The sequence below is a fragment of the Paenibacillus sp. EKM206P genome, from assembly GCF_011066155.1.
Lineage (GTDB): Bacteria > Bacillota > Bacilli > Paenibacillales > Paenibacillaceae > Paenibacillus > Paenibacillus polymyxa_D.
Genome location: NZ_JAAMNQ010000002.1, coordinates 238,918 through 257,999 on the forward strand (window position 1 = coordinate 238,918; position 19,082 = coordinate 257,999).

The 19,082-nt window shown below is 45.9% G+C and carries 14 protein-coding genes; 9 read left to right on the plus strand and 5 right to left on the minus strand.

All coding sequences use genetic code 11. From position 1 onward, the window contains the following. Positions 1–22: 22 nt before the first annotated feature. Both G9G53_RS04810 and G9G53_RS04815 read right to left on the minus strand, forming a co-directional pair. Positions 23–1,555, minus strand: a complete 1,533-nt coding sequence (locus G9G53_RS04810) for an MFS transporter (RefSeq protein WP_165145722.1) — start codon at positions 1,553–1,555, stop codon at positions 23–25. Between the two features lie 112 nt (positions 1,556–1,667). Next, complete coding sequence (locus tag G9G53_RS04815; RefSeq protein ID WP_165145725.1) at positions 1,668–3,020, minus strand: right-handed parallel beta-helix repeat-containing protein; 1,353 nt, start codon at positions 3,018–3,020, stop codon at positions 1,668–1,670. 331 nt (positions 3,021–3,351) lie between these two features. Here G9G53_RS04815 and lepB point away from each other — a divergent pair, with 331 nt between their 5' ends. Next, positions 3,352–3,972 (plus strand): signal peptidase I, encoded by a 621-nt coding sequence (gene lepB, locus G9G53_RS04820; RefSeq protein ID WP_165145728.1) that lies wholly within the window; start codon positions 3,352–3,354, stop codon positions 3,970–3,972. 94 nt (positions 3,973–4,066) lie between these two features. Here lepB and G9G53_RS04825 read toward each other — a convergent pair whose 3' ends face one another. Then, positions 4,067–4,897 (minus strand): carbohydrate ABC transporter permease, encoded by an 831-nt coding sequence (locus tag G9G53_RS04825; RefSeq protein ID WP_039271872.1) that lies wholly within the window; start codon positions 4,895–4,897, stop codon positions 4,067–4,069. Further along, positions 4,897–5,793: a carbohydrate ABC transporter permease gene (locus G9G53_RS04830; protein WP_029518756.1), complete on the minus strand. Its 897-nt coding sequence runs from the start codon at positions 5,791–5,793 to the stop codon at positions 4,897–4,899. Before G9G53_RS04830 ends, G9G53_RS04825 begins: the two co-directional genes overlap by 1 nt. 121 nt (positions 5,794–5,914) lie before the next feature. Between G9G53_RS04830 and G9G53_RS04835 the strand changes: the two genes are divergently transcribed. From G9G53_RS04835 to G9G53_RS26310, 8 genes are all read left to right on the plus strand, one after another. After that, positions 5,915–7,780, plus strand: a complete 1,866-nt coding sequence (locus tag G9G53_RS04835; RefSeq protein WP_029518755.1) for a cache domain-containing sensor histidine kinase — start codon at positions 5,915–5,917, stop codon at positions 7,778–7,780. After that, positions 7,773–9,419: a response regulator gene (locus tag G9G53_RS04840; RefSeq protein WP_165145731.1), complete on the plus strand. Its 1,647-nt coding sequence runs from the start codon at positions 7,773–7,775 to the stop codon at positions 9,417–9,419. The genes G9G53_RS04835 and G9G53_RS04840 overlap by 8 nt, the downstream gene beginning before the upstream one ends. A gap of 106 nt (positions 9,420–9,525) precedes the next feature. Next, entirely contained in the window at positions 9,526–10,830 is a 1,305-nt protein-coding gene (locus tag G9G53_RS04845) for an ABC transporter substrate-binding protein (RefSeq protein ID WP_039271867.1), read from the plus strand. Between the two features lie 318 nt (positions 10,831–11,148). Next, on the plus strand, positions 11,149–12,177 hold the full coding sequence (locus G9G53_RS04850) for an NADH:flavin oxidoreductase/NADH oxidase (protein ID WP_185156344.1): 1,029 nt from the start codon (positions 11,149–11,151) through the stop codon (positions 12,175–12,177). A gap of 190 nt (positions 12,178–12,367) precedes the next feature. Further along, the gene (locus tag G9G53_RS04855; RefSeq protein WP_165145734.1) at positions 12,368–13,294 is read left to right on the plus strand and encodes an ABC transporter ATP-binding protein; all 927 of its coding nucleotides are present in this window, start codon (positions 12,368–12,370) and stop codon (positions 13,292–13,294) included. Continuing rightward, on the plus strand, positions 13,287–13,997 hold the full coding sequence (locus tag G9G53_RS04860; protein WP_165145737.1) for an ABC transporter permease: 711 nt from the start codon (positions 13,287–13,289) through the stop codon (positions 13,995–13,997). The genes G9G53_RS04855 and G9G53_RS04860 overlap by 8 nt, the downstream gene beginning before the upstream one ends. Before the next feature lie 28 nt (positions 13,998–14,025). Further along, positions 14,026–14,763, plus strand: a complete 738-nt coding sequence (locus G9G53_RS04865) for an ABC transporter permease (RefSeq protein WP_165145740.1) — start codon at positions 14,026–14,028, stop codon at positions 14,761–14,763. Positions 14,764–14,924: 161 nt separating this feature from the next. After that, positions 14,925–15,038, plus strand: a complete 114-nt coding sequence (locus G9G53_RS26310; RefSeq protein ID WP_016822651.1) for a putative holin-like toxin — start codon at positions 14,925–14,927, stop codon at positions 15,036–15,038. A gap of 180 nt (positions 15,039–15,218) precedes the next feature. On the opposite strand, the gene G9G53_RS04870 is transcribed toward G9G53_RS26310, so the two are convergent. Continuing rightward, positions 15,219–18,809 carry a family 14 glycosylhydrolase gene (locus tag G9G53_RS04870; RefSeq protein WP_165145743.1) on the minus strand — a complete coding sequence of 1,197 codons (3,591 nt, stop codon included), beginning with the start codon at positions 18,807–18,809 and terminating at the stop codon, positions 15,219–15,221. Positions 18,810–19,082: the final 273 nt, after the last annotated feature.

Consider the following 19,082-nt stretch of genomic DNA (forward strand, 5'->3'; position numbering starts at 1 on the left):
TAATCTGTAATTGTTATTGTTGTTACATAGATGGAGTGTGTGTCTTAGGGTCAACGGGTTTGTTCTTGAAGCCCACGTTATTGTTACCCCAGCACCGATCGTAATGGAAACCTGTCAGTTCCTCGAATACCTTCCGGGCTTCCGGTTTAGCTGATTTCATGGAGCCACCGTTTTTGAGGCGGTCAATTTCGGCGATTAGCTTCTTGTGGCTGTCAATATCCAGCTTCATCACGACAGAAGCAATCATACCGATGATCGCAAGAACGATGGTACCAACTACGAGTACATAAAAGATGGCGTGCTGAGCAGCGACGGGCTGACTATCAGCCCCGGATACAAAGCCAAAATGCTGTAACACCCAGCCGAGAATGAAGACGACAACGGCCCGCACCATTTTTCCGGCAAAAGTCATCATACCTGCATAAATTCCTTCCCGGCGACGGCCAGTCAACGCTTCATCCACATCGGCAAGGAACGTATATTGATTCCAAGGGATATAGTAGACGCCCCCTGTACCAAGTCCCATGAACAGTGTGATGACATATAGCCATACCATCGTATTAGAGGCTCCCGTCATATAGAGCAGGCCATAACCTGCTACGCTAAAGCAAACGACAACGAGGGCGGCAATGAAAGGCATACGGAATCCTTTACGCACACAGAATTGGATGAAGAAATAGGTAGAAATCAATTGAATGACAGAGTTAAAGCTATTCAGATTGGATACCATCTCCGAGCTTTGAAACAAGGAGAAGACAATAAAGTACGTAAAAGCAGAAGTAAACAGCCACTCAGCTGAAAAGCCGCCCAGGTACATCCCGAGATGATGACGGAACGTCTTGACCCGGAAGGTAGAGGAAATGTCGATAAACAACTTTTTCATCGAATCTATAAAGGAAAGCGGAGCTTCACCTTCCAGTTCCTTTTGCAGTTCCTCACTTGGACGTTCCCAGGAGTTTTTGTACAAGAATGCCATCGCAATCAGCAAAATAGCTGCAAAAACGAGACCGGTATAAAAGAAAGGCAATGGAGAGTCTTTGCCATACTCAGCAATAAAGCGACCAGGGATAAAAGCGGCGGCAAAATTGGCAATTTTGCCAAACATGGCCTTCCATCCAGTTAATCTGGAGCGTGCGCCGAAGTCGCGGGTCATCTCTGACGCCAGTGCTTCATACGGCACCATGACAGAGGTATACACCAGTTCAAACAGCACATAAGTACTCAGGTAATACCAGAAACCCAACCCATCTACCCAAAGCATCGGATACACGAGCATCAGCGGGATACCCATCATGATGAAAAAGCGTCGTCTGCCGAATTTACGGCCCAAGCGGGTCCGGTGAAAGTTATCGCTGATAAAGCCCATGACCGGATTGCTGACTGCATCTATGATGCTAGCAACAGAGAAAATGGCCGCGGCCTGAACGGGAGACAGTCCGCAAAAGGTTGTATAAAAGTACATTAACCATGCACCGCTAATCGCAAGTGCGCCACTTCCCAGCATGTTACCGCTTCCATAGGCGAGTGTATGTTTCAGTGTGATTCTTCGTTCCATGATCTGTTCACCTCATATTTTGTCTGGTTATGAGGACAATCACCGGTCGCTATATTATGCAGAATTGTCTAAGTTGGTAGATGGGCCAGGGCGTCCTGATTAAGCGGGGCTTTTAACGTGCCCCTATATTTTTTCCGCTCGGAGTACCCGAGCCGATCAGATCGCTCCCTTTGGCCAGCTTAAGGAAATCACCTAGCTGGATGGAACCGTCTGCACCTCGAGTGATAGAAGGCGTGAGACTAACAAAGTCGTCTGCACTGACTACCAGACCTTTGGCATTCGTCGATTTTTTGTTTTTCCACCAAACGCTAGAGTTGTCTTGATCTGTACCGCTTGTTTTGTCACTGGCGCTTCCCTCAAAGGAAAGATTGTTAATGAACACGTGATCACCCTTGTCAAAAGCAAAATTACTTTGTCCATTGTCCCACGAGGTATTATTGGTCAACGTAATGCTGCCGGGGTTGCTATTGTAGGTGAAGCCGTGTTTTTTGTTCTGGAAAGCAATACTGTTTTTCACAATATGGTTGACTTTGATTTTGTCTCCACCCAGCTTAAAGCCATTGCCGTCGCTGTTCGCGGTAGACGTTCCATCTGCGGTCTGCCCGTTGTGGTGGGCCACACTGTTCAGGATGGTTACCTCACCGATAGGGCCTGTTTCTGTTTTGCTATACAAATCCCAACCATCGTCTACGTTGTACGCAGCCAAGCAGTTATCAAACACATTGCCTGATCCTACAGTCAATTTGGCCGCGAAGCCATCGGCATCCTCACCATTATCGGGATCAGCGTTATCATGAGAGTAAGAATTCAAAATCAAATTATTCGAAGGCCACTCACTAGTGGAAGCGTTAGGAGAGTAACGCCCGAGCTGAAGTCCAGTATCCCGGTTGTGGTGGGTTTCCACGTTTTCGATTCGGTTATTGCTACCGCCGATATAGATACCATTATCTCCGGCACCCTTTACTTCAAGGCCCTTTACCAGCCAAAAGTCTCCGTTAAGCTGAAGTCCACGATTGGCTGAACCAAAGGCTTGAGCAGAGAAATCAAGTACCGGCTTTTCACTACCGTAAGCGACCAACCCTTTGAGTGAGCCGTTATTGCCGCTATTTTCACGCTGAATTGTAATCGTTGAGGAGTAGGTGTAGTTGCCACCGCGCAGGTAAATGGTTTTACCAGGAGCAATTTGTGTAAGAGCTGCTTCGAGTGTGGTAGGACTAGATATGGTGCCCGGATTGGACACGTTACCATTTGGCGCCACATACAAATCTCCTGCCGCTAACGTTGTGGAGACGGTGGTTGAGTCAGTTGTACTAACTGCCTCTTCTGTGAGTGCGGAAGAAGGGGTGTCGTTGGGTAACGTATCTGCGTAAGCGGTTCCAATAATACAAGAAGAGGCGAAAACAAAAGAAACACTGAGTCTTAGAGCGTTAAATCCGTTTTTTGGACGATCATTCCGTTTAAACATGTAAATTCCTCCTCATTTGAGTTCTTATTTTAAAAGAAGATAGCATATATAAAAGTGGCTCATGCTGTCTTACCAGTAAAAACAGGACACCTCCTGGGGTGACAGATTGATCTAACCTATGTCTAATACGCTCTATGAAGTATATGCACAGTGTAATATATGTTAACGTTTGCATCAACAGTTTTTTACTGTTTTTTTAATGTTGTGAAAAAAAGTTCACACTTTTGTTTCAACTAAAAATGCACTTTTGTCAGACTGGGAAAATTTGATTATACTTAAACATTATACATATAATAGGAATGAAGACTGTGGGAAAGGGTGGTTTTAGCGCATGGAGAGTGGAAATCATTTGACAGATTCAACTGTCGAACAATTGCAGGAAAAGCAGCCAAGAGTGAAAAAGGAGATGATCGATTGGCTTAAGGCCATTATTGTAGCCATTGTGCTCGTGTTCATTATACGTTGGCTATTATTTGCGCCATTTATTGTTGAGGGAGCGTCCATGGAACCGAATTTCAAGACAGATGAACGAGTGGTCGTGAACAAGATGATTTATGATTTTCGTGACCCCAAGCCGAGTGAGGTTGTTGTATTCCATGTGAGAAAGGAACAAAGAGACTTTATTAAGCGTGTTATTGGGGTGGCTGGGGATACGATTCGGTATCAAGGCGACAATCTTTATGTGAATGGTAAGAAAGTAGAAGAGTCATACATTCAGGGAGCTATTCAGGATGCGCACGCCAAGGGAGAACTATATAACAATGTGGACTTTCCAAATGGAACCATAACCGATTCCAAGGTACCTGAGGGGTATATTTTTGTGATGGGCGACCACCGCAATAATAGTAGGGATAGTCGTGCTATTGGCTTTGTTTCTATTAAAGATATTGTTGGCCGTGCGGATGTGATTTTTTGGCCGGTGGATAGCGCGCAATGGGTTAAGCATAAATAAGGCCAGAGTACAGGCATGGACATCACGAAGACAAGAGGACTTGCGTAAAGTTTACGCAAGTCCTCTTTGGGTCATCTGTAAGGGTGTAGTTGAATCAGCCTTTGACGGCTCCGGCAACAACGCCTTTGACAATGTATTTTTGCAGAAAAATAAATACGATAATCGAAGGCAGCACAGCCATTACCATCGCGGTCATGGCGTATTGCCAGTCGGATGTGTACTGTCCGACGAAGGTATAGGCGGCCAGCGTCAGTGTCTTAGTGCTGGGCGAGCCGTTAACCATGAGTAACGGAAGCAGAAAATCGTTCCAAATCCACATCACGTCGATAATGACAATGGTGGCGGTGACTGATTTCAGCAAGGGGAAAATTACGGAAAAGAAAAGCCGGAAGCCCGAGGCCCCATCGATTTTGGCGCTTTCGTCAATCTCGACCGGAATGCCCTTCACAAAGCCGTGATAGATAAACACGGCCAGCGGAGCGCCGAAGCCCCAATACAGCAAGCCAAGTCCCCAAGTGCTGTCTGCCAGATTTAAGTCTTTCGCTAGTCGCAAGACAGTGAGCATGATGGACTGAAACGGGATCAGCATCGGCATAATGCACAGCATGTAAATCACGGAGCTCCATTTGCTCTTGGTTCTTGCCAGCTTGTAGGCCGCGATGGAAGATATCAGTACGATACCTGCCAGTCCGACGACGGTAATAATGGTGTTATTCAGAAATAGGCGTGGATAGTCAATGAATTTCCATACATATACGTAATTATCCAGCGAAAGCTGCTTAGGCAGGGCAATGACGTCGGTCATGACCTCAGCGAAGCTTTTGAACGAATTGTTAATGGCGAGAAACAGCGGGTACAAAAATAACAGTGATAATACAATCATGCCCGCTTCTAGCAAAATACGTCCTGTACGGCTGCGTTGCATCAGGCTTCAACCTCCCTGCGTTTGAAAATAGACAATTGAATAATCGTAATGATCAGGACTGCAACGAATAAAATCAATGCTTTGGCTGTTCCGTAGCCATACAGATTGTTCTGGAACGTGTCCCGGTAAATATCATACGCAATGCTGTATGTCGTACCTCCCGGCCCACCGCCGGTCAGAGATAAAATGACGTCAAACACTTTGATTGAGTTGGTCAGTGCCATGAAGACTGAGATCGTAATGGAAGGTGCAAGCATCGGTAGAATAATACTGAAAAATCTCCGAATCGGCCCCGCGCCATCGACAATGGCAGCTTCTTTTAGATCCTCTGGCACAGATTGCAAGCCTGCAATATAAATGACCATGTAAAAGCCAATGGATTGCCAGATCGATACCGCCAAAATGGAAACAAACGCGAGCCCTTCCTCACCCAGCCAACTGAGCTGGAAGATGCCCCAGCCTGTACTGTGACCCAATGACTCAAAGCCTTGCATGAAGATAAATTTCCATATGAATCCAACAATTACAAGACTGAGGATATAAGGGATAAAGAAGGCCGCTCGCAACCAAGCTGAGCTTTTCAACTTCATATCGAGAACGAGCGCCAGCAAAATGGCCAGCACATTCACCAATACAATGTACAGGATGGCATACTTGACGGTAAACCAGGCTGCATGTGCAAAATTGGCGTCTCCAAGCAAGATTTGCTTGAAGTTATCCAGACCTACAAATTTCGGATGTTTGGATATGCCGTTCCACTTGGTCAGGGAATAGCGTATCGTCATCAAAAACGGAATATAAAATGCAATCGTAATGCACAAGATTACGGGCAGTGTGAATAAACCGAATTCCAGTTTACTGCCCTTGTCGCCCCGGGTTCCCCTTTTTTTCAGCATAACGCACCTCTTTTTCTCAACATTTTCCGCTCTTACGTTCCAAGCTGTTTAAGATATAATGAAAGTATAGGATAGCTCTAGGGCCGGACCAATGGATTTAAGAAAACAGTTGAGGGTAAAAATGTGTACGCTTTCAAAAGGGGCGATTATCATGATGTCAGAGCGTGTAAGAACGTTTCTTCGCTCTATGTGGAGGAGAATCACGCAAAAATTAGTGAACAAGCTCATTCTACTTTTTACCTCGGTGATTATTCTGGTGGTGGGCTCACTCACAATTATTTCCTATCAGATGATTGAAAAGGAGTCGGTTAACCATAGCATCGCCAGCACGACCAATAATCTGCTGCTGGTCAATCAGAATTTGGAGGATTACTTGGAGGGAATGCAGCAGTTGGCTCTTCCGCAGCTACGTTACAACGATATTATGAACGCGATTGCCAATGAGAACTGGGACTATGCTTCGAGAATGGTCATTGAGAATTACTTGCGCAGCATGTTTTATTCGCGTACCGATCTGGAAGCGATCTATCTGTACGTGGCGGACCGACATCAATACTATGTGGTGACCAGGGAGACGTATAACATTACGGTGCGCAAAGGAGTAAATACAGATATTCCCAAGCTTCCTTGGTATAAAGAGGCGATGGCCAGTACCACGAATGAATCATTTCAATCCTTTGTGGGGTCCCGCTCTGATATGGGCTATGTAGCGCCACAAGCCAGCTTTATGGCATACCATCGAGTGCTGAGGTCGATTGCATCCCGTCACCCGCAGGCGGTGCTGTCCTTTTATTACAATACGAGCACCGTGGATGAAATCATGCAGAACATTCCACTGGGCAAAGGGGACCAATTGATGCTAATGAGCCCTAAAGGGGTTCCCTTTTATGTGAACAGCTTTCCGCTATATGAGCGGATGCGTGATTCCGGAGTGTTGGCACAGATTGGCAAGGGAGGAAGCGGGCGAGTAACGTGGTCTGATCGCAGTGGCAATCAGGAGTATTTGGTCGTCTATGATGCTGGCGAAAAGGATGGGTGGCAGCTCATTAAGCCCATCCCATACCGCCAGATTTATGAAGCAGCTACGACAACACGAAACTGGAGCTATGCCATTGGGGCTTTATTTTTAGGTGTGTCTATTATATTAGTAACACTGACCTCGAACGCCATTACCCGACCTTTACATAAGCTGTCCACCCAGATGAAGCGGTTTAGCACCGGAGATTTTGGAGCAACAGCTCCTGTGAAGGGACATGACGAGATTGCATATTTGTCACTGCATTTTAACGAAATGGTTCAAAGAACCGAAGAACTTATTAATGAGCGCTATCGCATGAAGCTGGTCGAAAAGAACGCCATACTCAAGGCGTTGGAGGCTGAAATTAATCCTCATTTTCTGTACAATGCCCTGCAAGCCATATCCACACAGGCATTAAAGCGGGAGATGTTCGATATGGCGGATATGGTGGATGCGTTGGCCCAAACGTTACGGTATTCCATCAACGGCAAGGATATCGTAGCTGCCCGCGAGGAGCTCAAGCATATTGAACGATATATAGGTCTGCAAAAAGCAAGATTCGGGGCGAGACTGCGGGTCGAAGTGGTATGGGAGGAAATGCTGATGGAGCTGCCGATTCCAAGGTTATCTGTGCAGACGTTGGTGGAAAACGCTATCAAGCATGCGTTGGAAAAAGTATCAAGCGATATTCTGATCGTCATTTCAGCCGATTCGAGTTCTACAGATGCAAATGCCACAATTGCAGTCAGGGACAACGGGCCTGGATTTTCAGAGGACAAGCTGAGACTGGTGCTGGATTCATTCCATGAAAAATGGGAAGAACGGGAGAGTGAGCATATTGGTTTGAAAAATCTGAACACACGGTTGAAGCTTTTGTATGGAGATCAGGCAGGATTATTCATCCTTACGGATGAAACGGGAACGGAAATGAGAATGCAAATTCCCCGGGGAGGAAGTAGTCATGTATAACGTATTGATTATTGACGATGAAGAGCCGTTGCGCGAAGCCATTCGTATTATCGGGGACTGGGACCGTCTGGGGATCGAACATATTTATGAAGCGACGAATGGAAGATTGGGACTGGAGCTGCTGTGTCAGCACCCTATAGATGTGGTGATGGTCGATATGAAAATGCCTGAGCTGAACGGTATCGAATTTCTCCGTGCCATCGAGAAGGCATATCCCCATCTGTTGACGATTGTCATTAGCGGCTACAACGACTTTGAATTTACACGGCAGGCGATTCAATCCCGGGTGGTGGATTATCTGCTCAAGCCTATCAATCGTCAGGATCTGAACCAGGCACTGCGCAAAGCAGTGGACATTCTGGAAAGCCGAGAGCAAAGCAAAAACAAGTCCATTAGCCAGAACATTACGCTGAATATGTCACTGCCGAAGCTGAAAGAGAAGCTATATTTGTCCATTTTGGACGGTAGCTTTAAAAGGCAGGCCAATACGGCGTTGCTCCCATTGATCGGAGCGGATCAGCCGGGGAATCGCTTTGGGGTGATCGTGCTGCGGCTGCTGAACAGGGATGAGATTCGCAGGACACGTTTTCATGGCGATGTCGATCTGATGGATTTTGCTGTAACGAATGTATTAGCGCAGACATCAGATGAACGGTTGAGTTGTTTTAGCTTCCCCCATCCGCGACGGGAGCGCGAGGTCATTTCGATCTGTACCCTGGCCCCAGGGCATGAAGAACATATGTCCCTCCTACTGGCACAAGTGGCACAGAAGGCGGTTGTGAACCTGCATGGGCTGTTCTGTATGGTAGTAGCGGCCGGAGTGGGCAAGCTCTGTACAGACGTAGTGGAGCTGGCTTCTGCCTATAGGGATGCCAAAACGCTTATTCACAGCACGGATGTATTGAAGCTGGAAGGGGAATCTATTCTCCATACGGTGCCCCGGCAAATGGCTACGTCAGAGGAAATGTCATGGACGGAGCAACTGTTGGCGATCCAAAAGGATGCTCAGACAGGTCAGGCAAACCGGGCAAAGGTGCTGCTGGGTGATCTGCTGAAACAATTGGCAACAGGTCCTGTTTTCCGTTTACAGGATGCAGATCGATTGATGCGGGAGTTCCATTTTCTACTGAAAGAGGCAGCGATTGAGTTGGGTGCGTCTACGTCAGCGTTGAATCAAGATGGAGCTTTGGAAGAACCGGAGCACGTGGGGGAAAGCGATTTGTCTGCTGATTTTACGAGCTTTGTTCACTACGGTCAGAGATTGAATCGGATGCTGGAGCTTTACATTGCTGGGGTCCAACATGCTCAAGCGGGGAACCAGCCCTTTGATATAACAGACATCAAAAGGCACATCGACCGTTATTATTTTGAGGATATTAAAATTTCGTTCTTTGCTGAAACCTATTTTTTGAGTCGGGAATACTTGATGAAGCTGTTTAAGCAGCAGTTTGGTTACGGTATTCACGAATATGTACAGAAGGTTAGGATGGACAAGGCGAAAGAGCTACTGGGCGATTCTAGCCTGAAAATACAAGAAATCTCGGATATGCTCGGCTACAAAGATAAAAATTATTTCAGTAAGGCTTTTCGTAATTATTATCAGGTATCACCGTCTGAGTATCGTGTGAGCTTGCAATAAACCACTTTTTTACCCTTAATGCTTCACTAATCTGCCTTTTTAAATTGGAGTATATTTTTTAGAATGATCGCATGGACGTTGATCACAAACAAATGGGGGAGTATCCATGTTAAAGAAGATGATGGCGTTATCCGGCAGTTTGCTTTTGACGGTCGGTTTGTTGAGCGGATGTGGAAGCAGCGGCGGCACGGATGCGTCGAAAGAAAGTGCTGGCGGCAAAGAAGATTTGAAAACGGTTACAATAAACATGTTCACAGCCTCACCAGAGTATACCGATGCTTTTAACGCGTATATCGAGGAGTATAAGAAGGTCAAACCTAACGTGAAGATCAATTTGGAGATCATGCAGGCAGACTACAACACGATTCTGAAGTCGAAAATAGCTTCAGGTAGTACACCGGATGTATTCCAAACGACGGCAGGAGGCGACATCGACACGTATGCGGATTATAGCGCCGATCTGACCAATGAGCCGCTAGCAGCAGCCATGACGGATGCTGTTCGAGCGAATATGAGTTCCAGTGACGGCAAAGTGCTCGGACTCCCGGTGAAGGGGAACCTGTTTTCGTTGATTTACAACAAAGATTTGCTTACCAAAGCTGGGATAACCTCCCCGCCAAAGACGATTGCAGAGATGCAGGATGCGGTCACCAAGCTGGAGGCGAAGGGCATTACTCCATTTGCGAACGCATATAAAGAGTGGTGGGTATGGAAGCACATCTTCATGCACTATGTAGATGCTGCTGCACAGGATGCAGGCGTGGAGTCGAAGCAGCTCGTTAGTGATTTTATCGCAGGTAAAGCAAAAATCAAGGACTACCCAGTGCTGTACAACAACTTCTTTAGCTTCATTGATTTGACGGTGAAACATGGCACAGATAAGCCGCTGGAACGGGACAGCAATGCGGGAGTAAGTGATTTTGCATCTGGAAAAGCTGCATTTATGACGGGTAAAGGTGCGTGGGATGAGGAAGCGATCAAGAAAATTAACCCTGATCTCAAGATTGGCATCATGGGGTATCCGGTGAGTGACAAAGCTGATCAATCGGTCATCATTACCGGTGCGGATCAGGCACTGCGTATCAATAAGGATTCCGAAGTATCGAAGGAAACGATTGAATTTTTCAACTGGCTGTACACTTCGGAATACGGTAAGAACTGGTTCTCCCAGGTAGCGAAGGTGATTCCTCCAATTAAGGATGCACCGCTTCCTGATCTGGAAATGCCTAAGGAAATGGAAAGCATTTTGAAAACGTCGAAGTCCGGTGATCTGTCTGTTAACTACTCCTTGGATACATTCCATCAAAAATTTGGCGAGCTGATGCAGGCTTATATCAGTGGTAACATGAACAAGGATCAGGCAGTTGCAGAGATTGAAAAGGCATGGGTCCAATTAGGCTCAGCGCAATAAAACTGGTTTCGCAGGGGCGCCCGTAAGGGCGTCTTTTGTGTTATGGCTAAGAGTTGGGAAAAATGCAGACAAAAAAATATTTAATAATATTTAAATATTTACTTGCAAAAAGTTATTAGGTTGTGGATAATAGATTGTGTGCAATACATCTACAACCTTACGATATACATAATGACTGCACGGTGCAAATACGAGGGATACCCCGGTTGGGGAATCTCTTTATTTCGTTTGGACTGTGCCGATTGTGCTTATAATAGACCGTGTAATTTGAAACGCATTTTTAGTTATGTGGTAGAGATGAAAAAGGAGATGAGCGTTTTGAAGACTTCGTTGTTTACACCGTATACAATCAAAGATTTGGAGTTAAAGAATCGTGTGGTCATGGCACCGATGTGCCAATACTCGGTCACAGCCAAGGATGGGATTCCGAATGATTGGCATCATGTTCACTACCTAAGCCGAGCAATTGGAGGCACGGGGCTGATTATTATAGAAATGACAGACGTGGAACCGGATGGACGGATTACCGATTATGATCTGGGTCTTTGGTCAGATGAACATATTCCGGCTTATAAGAAGCTGGTTGACGGTATTCATGCGCACGGGTCCAAGGTAGGCATTCAGATTGCTCACGCGGGCCGTAAAGCTGAGGATGCAGCAGAGCCGGTCGCTCCCTCGGCCATCGCATACCCGGATGCGAGTTATAAACAGCCGCGCGCACTGACCACAGAGGAAGTCCGTGGCATGGTACAAAAATTCGCAGACGCCGCCCGGCGTGCGGTTCAAGCGGGCGTGGATACGATTGAGCTTCACGGTGCACATGGTTACTTGATTCACCAATTCCATTCGCCGGTTACAAACAAGCGTGATGACGTGTATGGTCAGGAGCTATCCCTTTTCGGCGTTGAAGTCATTCAGGCTGTGCGCAAGGAAATGCCTGCGGGTATGCCGTTAATCTTCCGCATCAGCGCGGTGGAATATGTAGATGGTGGATACGATGTGGATCATGCTATTGAGCTGAGCCGAGCATATCAGGCTGCAGGCGTAGACGTGATCCATGTCAGCTCGGGCGGAGAAGGACCGGCAGGCGCCAGAAAGCCAGGCAACTATCCGGGCTATCAAGTGCCGTTTGCTCGCCAAATCCGCGAGGCGCTGAACATCCCAGTCATCGCCGTTGGCGCACTGGATGAACCAGCCTTGGCGCAGTCTGTTATCGGCAATGAAGATGCCGATCTGGTCGCTGTGGGACGTGGATTGCTGCGTGATCCATATTGGGCTACTCATGCAGCGGTGGCATTGCGCGGTGAGAAGCCTTCCATACCTGAACAATATCAACGTGGCTACTGAGGCCTAAGTAATCCCACGTTGTTTATATATAAACAAGGCACCTGCAACGAAGTGTACGCTTCGTCAGGTGCCTGTTTTGTTTTTATCGGGATAATGATTGGCAAATGAATAAATGTGATGGTTTTTACATTTTGTGGATGATTCAATCTGTATAATAATTATATTTGGTGTGTATAGGAGGATGAAAGAAATGCAGTATGTTATTGAAACGAAAGGCCTCCGCAAACAGTTCGGGATGTCGGTAGCTGTAGACGATATTTCCTTACACGTGGAGCGTGGCAGTATCTACGGTTTCCTCGGTGAGAATGGGGCTGGCAAAACAACGACCATCCGCATGCTGATGAGGCTGATTGAGCCTACAAGTGGGGAGGTTTTTTTATTTGGCGAGCGGTTGGAGACGAATTATCCATCTATCTTTTCCAAAATTGGAACGATTATTGAAACACCAGGTTTATACGAAAACCTGAGTGCGCGTGATAATCTGAGAATATGCTGTAAGTACATGGGAATGAAGGATGATGGAAGAATAGAACGTACCTTAACCACGGTAGGTTTAGAGCATACCGGTAAAAAGAAGTTCAAAGATTTTTCCCTAGGGATGAAGCAAAGATTGGGGATTGCGAGGGCGCTTGTTCATGACCCTGAGTTGCTCATATTGGATGAGCCAACAAACGGACTGGACCCATCTGGAATTAAGGAAATTCGTCAGCTATTGAAGCGGTTGTGCGAGGAAGACGGGAAAACAATTCTTATTTCCAGTCACATCTTGAGTGAAATTCAGCAGTTAGCTACACACATCGGGATTATACATAATGGAAAACTGTTAGCGGAAGATCGTTTGAGCCGGTTAGAGGAAGGTTTTGAGCAATATACAGATCTTAAGGTAGACGATGCAGGAGCAGTACAAACATTTCTACAAGAGCACATGAAGCAGCTACAATCTCAGGTGCTATCTCCACAACAACTAAGAATTCATAGTCCGATTGAAAATACATCTGCGTTAAATAAACAGTTAATAGATCATCAGTTTTCAGTTTATGAGATACACACCACAAAGCAGACGCTAGAGGAGTACTTTTTGACTCTCATTTCAGGAGAGGGTGGGCGACGTGATTAGAGCAGAGCTCATTAAGCTTAAAGGCTCTAAAGCCTTCTTGTTGAGTTTTATAATATTGCTGGCTGTTGTGTTGCTGGAATTCGTAACAAGCGCCGTTTTTTACCGATATTCAATTGATAAACGGGGTTGGACCTACTATTTTGAAGGCATAGTTCTTTTCGTTAATGTTGCAGCCGGATTTGTCAGTTATTACATTTTAACGGGTCATATTTTTGCGAGAGAGTACCAGGAAAACACGCACCTCTTTATGTTTACTACGCCTGTCACCAAGGCAAAATTTTATTTTAGTAAATTGATCATTATTTATGGATTTATTATTGTGTCGCTATTTATCGTTCTGTTTCTGTCTGCAGTATTAGGCATGCTTATTACAAATCGACCTTTAACGATGGCTATCTGGGTATACCAAATTCAAGTGTTTGCCAAAATGTGTGTGATGCATGCGATGTTAATCCCAATTGCCTCTTTTTTTGCTATACGCTGGAAGAGCATTATGGTGGTTGTACTCGTAGTTTGTACTGTTATATTTTTAAATTTTATGTATAAAAGTGAATGGTATCCGTGGATTGTACCCTATCTTTTGTCGCCCAATGAAGGAAGTGCGACTATACCTACCAATGTTTCAATAGCATGGCTCAGCTTATCCGTGATCTTTCTTCTTGGATTGTTTTTATCCATATGGACATATCAAAGAAGAGCCTAAATGAAGATTTTTTGAAAGGAGGGCTACTATGTTTGACCTGTTTAGAGCAGAGTGCTTGAAGCTGAAAGGAACTAAAATTCTTTTTCTAAGTGTGTTTATTTTAATGGCAACCGTATTTTTGACTTTTAGTACTTACGCCATAAATCCTAAACTTTCCTTGGATCGTGATGGATGGAATGAATACTTTATGGATTTGGTATCCTCCATTAATTTAATAACTGGATATATGAGCTATTACATTTTGACCTGCTATATCTATGCGAGAGAATACCAGGAGAACACTCATATTGCACTGTTTACAAACCCAGTTCGCCGAACTCGGATTTACTTCAGCAAGCTGCTCGTTATCTATATGTACATCGCTGTTAGCCTGCTGTTAGCATTTGTGCTATCTGCGATATTGGGTATGTTTATTACGGCCAGACCGCTAACCTTTGAAATCGTTATATATCAGCTTGGAATCTTCACTAAAATGATTATTATGCACGCTATGCTCATCCCGATCATCACGTTCTTCGCCATTCGCTGGAGAAAATTTGTGCCCGCCATTATGGGGATGTGTACCGTTATGTGTTTAAATTTTGTTTTGGTTAATACACCTGGAAATACCTTTTATCCATGGACCGTGCCGTTATTGTTTTCTCCACATGGCACACTGGGCAGAACATTTACGAATGTTCCTGGAGGGATTATCAGTATTTGCATCATTTTTGTGCTTGGGCTTTTATTGGCGTTAAGAAGCTATACCCATATAGAGACACAGTAGAATGTGTAAGCAGCAAAGGACGATGAGTGTCCATATAAGATTGGCTGGATGAAGCTGTAAAATGTTGTCGCTTAAGGACGGATTTACGTGCTATAATTCCAGTAACAACAGAATGGCTTAGGTGGGCGGTCGGCTAATCTCCCGGAAGGGAGGTGATGCCTGTGGAGGTTAAGGATGCTCTGACATTAATGATGATGTTCGGCACGCTATTAATAGCGTTGATCGGATTAATCGTTACGATTGTTATTGCGTTGAACCAAAACAAAAAGAAATAGACCGCCCTGGAGAGGGGAACACGGTCTATTTCTAATAGCTAGCCCTTTTCAGCCGACCGCTCTTCAAAGCGGCTGTTGCCAAGAGTAGGGATGTTACCAGCATCCTTGCTCTTTTTTAGTATATCCTTCTATCATTTATTTTAGCACATCTGAATAACCAGTGTAACTGAATAACGCTGTTTACTTGGTGAAAATTTTAACTTCCTTTGGAGCGAGAGTCACGGTGATTGAACCATTGTTAATCTGAACGGAGTCGTTGCTTAGCTGGTTGGTCAGGCGGGTTCCGTTGGACAGATTATCGAAGTTGCCAATCGTGCGGGTTTGACTATTCCAGGAGTTGTTGATAAATACGATGGCCTCGTCACCGTTTTTAGAGCGCTGAAAACTGTAAAAGGAGTCGTCCACCCATTTTTCCTTTTGGCTGCCGTTTTGCAGAGCAGGGTGGTTGTTGCGCACATTGTTCAGCTTAGCGATGTACTGATACAGGTCATGGTTGGAGTTGAAAGCCATATTCTCCCGATTGCCGGGATCATCTCCGCCATTAAAGCCTTGCTCAGTACCTTGGTAGATGATTGGAATTCCGCGTGATGTCAGAGTAAAGCCCAAAGCAGTTTTGAGCTGTGGCCATTTGTCATAGTTAGCACCCGGCTTGCCGGAGGCGTCATTCAGGAAACGTTTTACATCATGATTGTCAATAAATACACCGTTGGTCTGGGCATCGCGATAGTAACGATCATCGGAGTAGCGTTCCTTGATTTTTCTCATGGATTGATCGTGTCCGAAGACATCCTTGATTGTATAATACATCGGAAAATCCAATGCGGCATCGAGATACCGGGTGTAATCCCCCACATAAGCAGGGTCGCCATGGAAAATTTCACCCATGGTGAAGGTATTGGCGGCTTGGTCAAAATCCTTTAGAAAACCCTTCGGTACATGCTTGGCGGTATCCAACCGCAGTCCGTCGATGCCTGTCTCATTCAGCAGCCATTTGATCCAGTTTTTAAGCTCATTTGCGGTAGCGGGGTTTTCATGATTTAGGTCATCCAGTCCAGCCACATCACCGTTTTCAATTTTCCATTGGTTGTTAGAGTTGTAGTCCCCACCTGTAATTTCACCATTGTGATGATACCAATCTGTTTTATCAAAAGGAGCCTTGGCGATGCCGTTCCCCGGTTGGAAATCACCTGTGTGATTCACGACGACGTCCAGCATCACAGCGATATTTTTGTCATGTGCCTTACCAACCAGCTCTTTGAACTTGTCCATTGTACCGAGATGCCCGTCTACCGCATAAAAATCATACGTATGATAGCCGTGGTAAGCGTATTCACTCTTTTGCATCGTTACCGGGGTAATCCAGATCGCGGTAAACCCCATATTTTTAATGTAGTCGAGTTTGTTAATAATACCTTGAAAATCGCCACCATGCCACTTGCGTTGATCGCTGTTGTTGGAATTGAAGCCACCGTAGTTATCGTTGGACGGATCTCCGTTGCTAAATCGGTCTGTCATGATAAAATAAATGCTCTGTTCGCTCCAGTCTACGTTGAGGGGAGTGGGCTTGGAAAGGGTACCCGGATCTATAGGAGTGAAGGCGCCTAAAGGCGCCTCCGTTTGAGCAGTTACTTCAACTCCGTTAACATTGGGTGTGTAGGTAGAAGTGCTTACGTTTAAGGTTACACCCGAAAGTTTTTCTGTTGGGATAGGTCCTGCCACTTCGTTGAGGTCGGTTGCGTAGGTAGAAGCCCCTACGCTGAGGACGCCCCCCGAAGGTGCCCCCGTTCGGATAGATCCTGCAGCCCCGTTCAAGCCGGGTGTGTAGGTAGAAGTTCCAGTGCTGAAAAGGTAGTTCTTCGAGTTATTGCTGTCCCAACTGTTATTGCCGTCATTAAAAGCAGCTTCCAATTGGGAGGCAGAACCGATATCAACGGTAATTTTGGCATAGCCGCTAATCTCGGCATCCTGCATTTTCACACCGGGTACGGCAGTCCAGTTTCCGTTAGCTGGGCGGTAGTGAATATAAGGCGAGTTAAAGCCTTTTTTGTAGTATACCGTTACCTTGTTAGTTGTACCGCCGCCATCCCCGGGAATCGTACCCGCTGGAGCGCCAGATGTGATCGTTCCCGCATTGCCGCTGTTACCGGGCGTGTACGTAGAAGTGCCCGTGCTGAAGGAGTAGTTTTTGGTGTTGTTGCTGTCCCAGTTGTTATTGCCGTCATTAAAAGCGGCTTCCAATTGGGAGGCAGAACCGATATCGACGGTAATTTTAGCATAGCCGCTAATTTCGGCATCCTGCATTTTCACACCTGGCGCTGCAGTCCAGCTTCCGCCAGCCGGACGGTAGTGAATGTAAGGTGAGTTAAAGCCTTTTTTGTAGTATATCGTTACTTTGTTGCCTGTACCGCCATTATTGTCAGGCTTGGCTTTGCTGATGATATATTGTTTGAATCCACTCAACTCACCGGTTGGTGAGCCATCATTGTTGACGAGATTGTTGATGCGCAATAACGTAAACCCGTGATAACCGAACTTCGTGATTTTCTCCTCGATTTTTTGGAAGCCGCTGCCGCCTGTCGGGAGTGCATTTTCACCATTCAGGCGAACACCCTTGGCATTCGCGATGGAGGAGACGGTATCAACCAGGGTGGACGGCAAGGAATAATTCGGTGCTGTGCCACTGTCACTCATCTCCAGGCAAGTAAATGTCAAGTCTAGATCGGCATCCTTGAATTTCTGAATGAGACGGTTGTAATCATAATATCCACCTGCTTGTTCTGTGCTGTGCGGCATAGCAGGATTGTTCATTTGCCAGTGCAGACCGGAAACTTTGGCCCCGATCCGGACACCAAACACAGAATCGAAGTTTTTGTGGGCCGCTGCTCCGATGACGCCCAGATGCTTCTCAAGTACACTTTGGTACCACGACAGAAAATCCTTTCCATATGTGGAATTATACCCGCCGTTCGTGTAAAATCCGTCCCCATCGGTCGGTGGATTGATTTGGCTAAGACTGCTCAGCTTGGTGCCCCAAGCAGCATTAATCTTGTCCAATGATCCGTACTTGTCATTCATAGCTGTGCGGAATGCATTTTTGGCTGTTTCAGTATAAGCTTGGAACTTGCCTCGTCCCGGGTAGCTCCACCCTGCTGCTGGATAGTAGGACGGATAGCGCAATTCCCCAGAAGGACCGCCGCTCAAATAAATTTTGGGAATGATACTTTTATATCCGGCAAAGTTTTCAGCGAATGAGGCATACAGCTCGTCATATTGTTTACCGGTTCCGCTCCACAATGGGGAGAGGGCTTCACTATTGGCATAGCCGCTTTCGTCCTTGAATTGCATTTCATCTGCACTGCCCTTGCTCGGCAGCCAGCTTGGCAGTGGGATGTTACAGTCATCTCCCACATTTCCTCCACACTTATGCGTAGAGATAATAGGAACCCACTTCAGTCCCGCTTCTTTCACGGCATTTGCATAGGTCTTGTAGTAGCTCCAATCGAACTGGTTATCTCCTGCGCTCTCCACATAGCCCCACCAGACGTCGGTAGTGATGGCATACACGCCATTGTTTTTCAACGTTTGTAGCTGCTTTTTAAAGGCACCCCAGTCATTGATTTTCGCCAGCGGTCCCATGACGGAAGCTTGAAAATCATCTGCAACCGCTGCGCTCGCCGTATTAGAGGGTGAGCCAATGAAGGCAGTCAGAGACAGCACAAGGCTTAGTAGAAGCATACACCCTTTTTTCCATAGACTTCGATACAAGGTCAAACCGATCATCCTCCCCAAAGCATAGTCTAATTCGACAACATTTTGTAAACGTCTACAAAAATAGTATAAAGCAAGCGGTTGCATAAAAAGAAGAATTTATTGCGCACTCAAGGTGGACAAATATGACATTTTACGTAAGCAACCGTGTGCCTAAAAGTCTACAGGCAAAAAAATAAGGCATAGGTCTGAGGAGACGCATGCCCTTTAGTGATGTGCGGATAGCCAAGCCAGTATAGGAGAAAATGAACCTAAGCGTATAAAAGTCTTGTTCCA

Excerpts from the sequence above, each read along its gene's own strand:
- G9G53_RS04825 (WP_039271872.1), bottom strand. The coding sequence starts at position 4,897 with ATGCAACGCAGCCGTACAGGACGTATTTTGCTAGAAGCGGGCATGATT.
- G9G53_RS04865 (WP_165145740.1), top strand. The coding sequence starts at position 14,026 with ATGTTTGACCTGTTTAGAGCAGAGTGCTTGAAGCTGAAAGGAACTAAA.
- G9G53_RS04845 (WP_039271867.1), top strand. The coding sequence starts at position 9,526 with ATGTTAAAGAAGATGATGGCGTTATCCGGCAGTTTGCTTTTGACGGTC.
- G9G53_RS04840 (WP_165145731.1), top strand. The coding sequence starts at position 7,773 with ATGTATAACGTATTGATTATTGACGATGAAGAGCCGTTGCGCGAAGCC.
- lepB (WP_165145728.1), top strand. The coding sequence starts at position 3,352 with ATGGAGAGTGGAAATCATTTGACAGATTCAACTGTCGAACAATTGCAG.
- G9G53_RS04810 (WP_165145722.1), bottom strand. The coding sequence starts at position 1,555 with ATGGAACGAAGAATCACACTGAAACATACACTCGCCTATGGAAGCGGT.
- G9G53_RS04855 (WP_165145734.1), top strand. The coding sequence starts at position 12,368 with ATGCAGTATGTTATTGAAACGAAAGGCCTCCGCAAACAGTTCGGGATG.
- G9G53_RS04830 (WP_029518756.1), bottom strand. The coding sequence starts at position 5,793 with ATGCTGAAAAAAAGGGGAACCCGGGGCGACAAGGGCAGTAAACTGGAA.
- G9G53_RS04835 (WP_029518755.1), top strand. The coding sequence starts at position 5,915 with ATGTGTACGCTTTCAAAAGGGGCGATTATCATGATGTCAGAGCGTGTA.
- G9G53_RS04815 (WP_165145725.1), bottom strand. The coding sequence starts at position 3,020 with ATGTTTAAACGGAATGATCGTCCAAAAAACGGATTTAACGCTCTAAGA.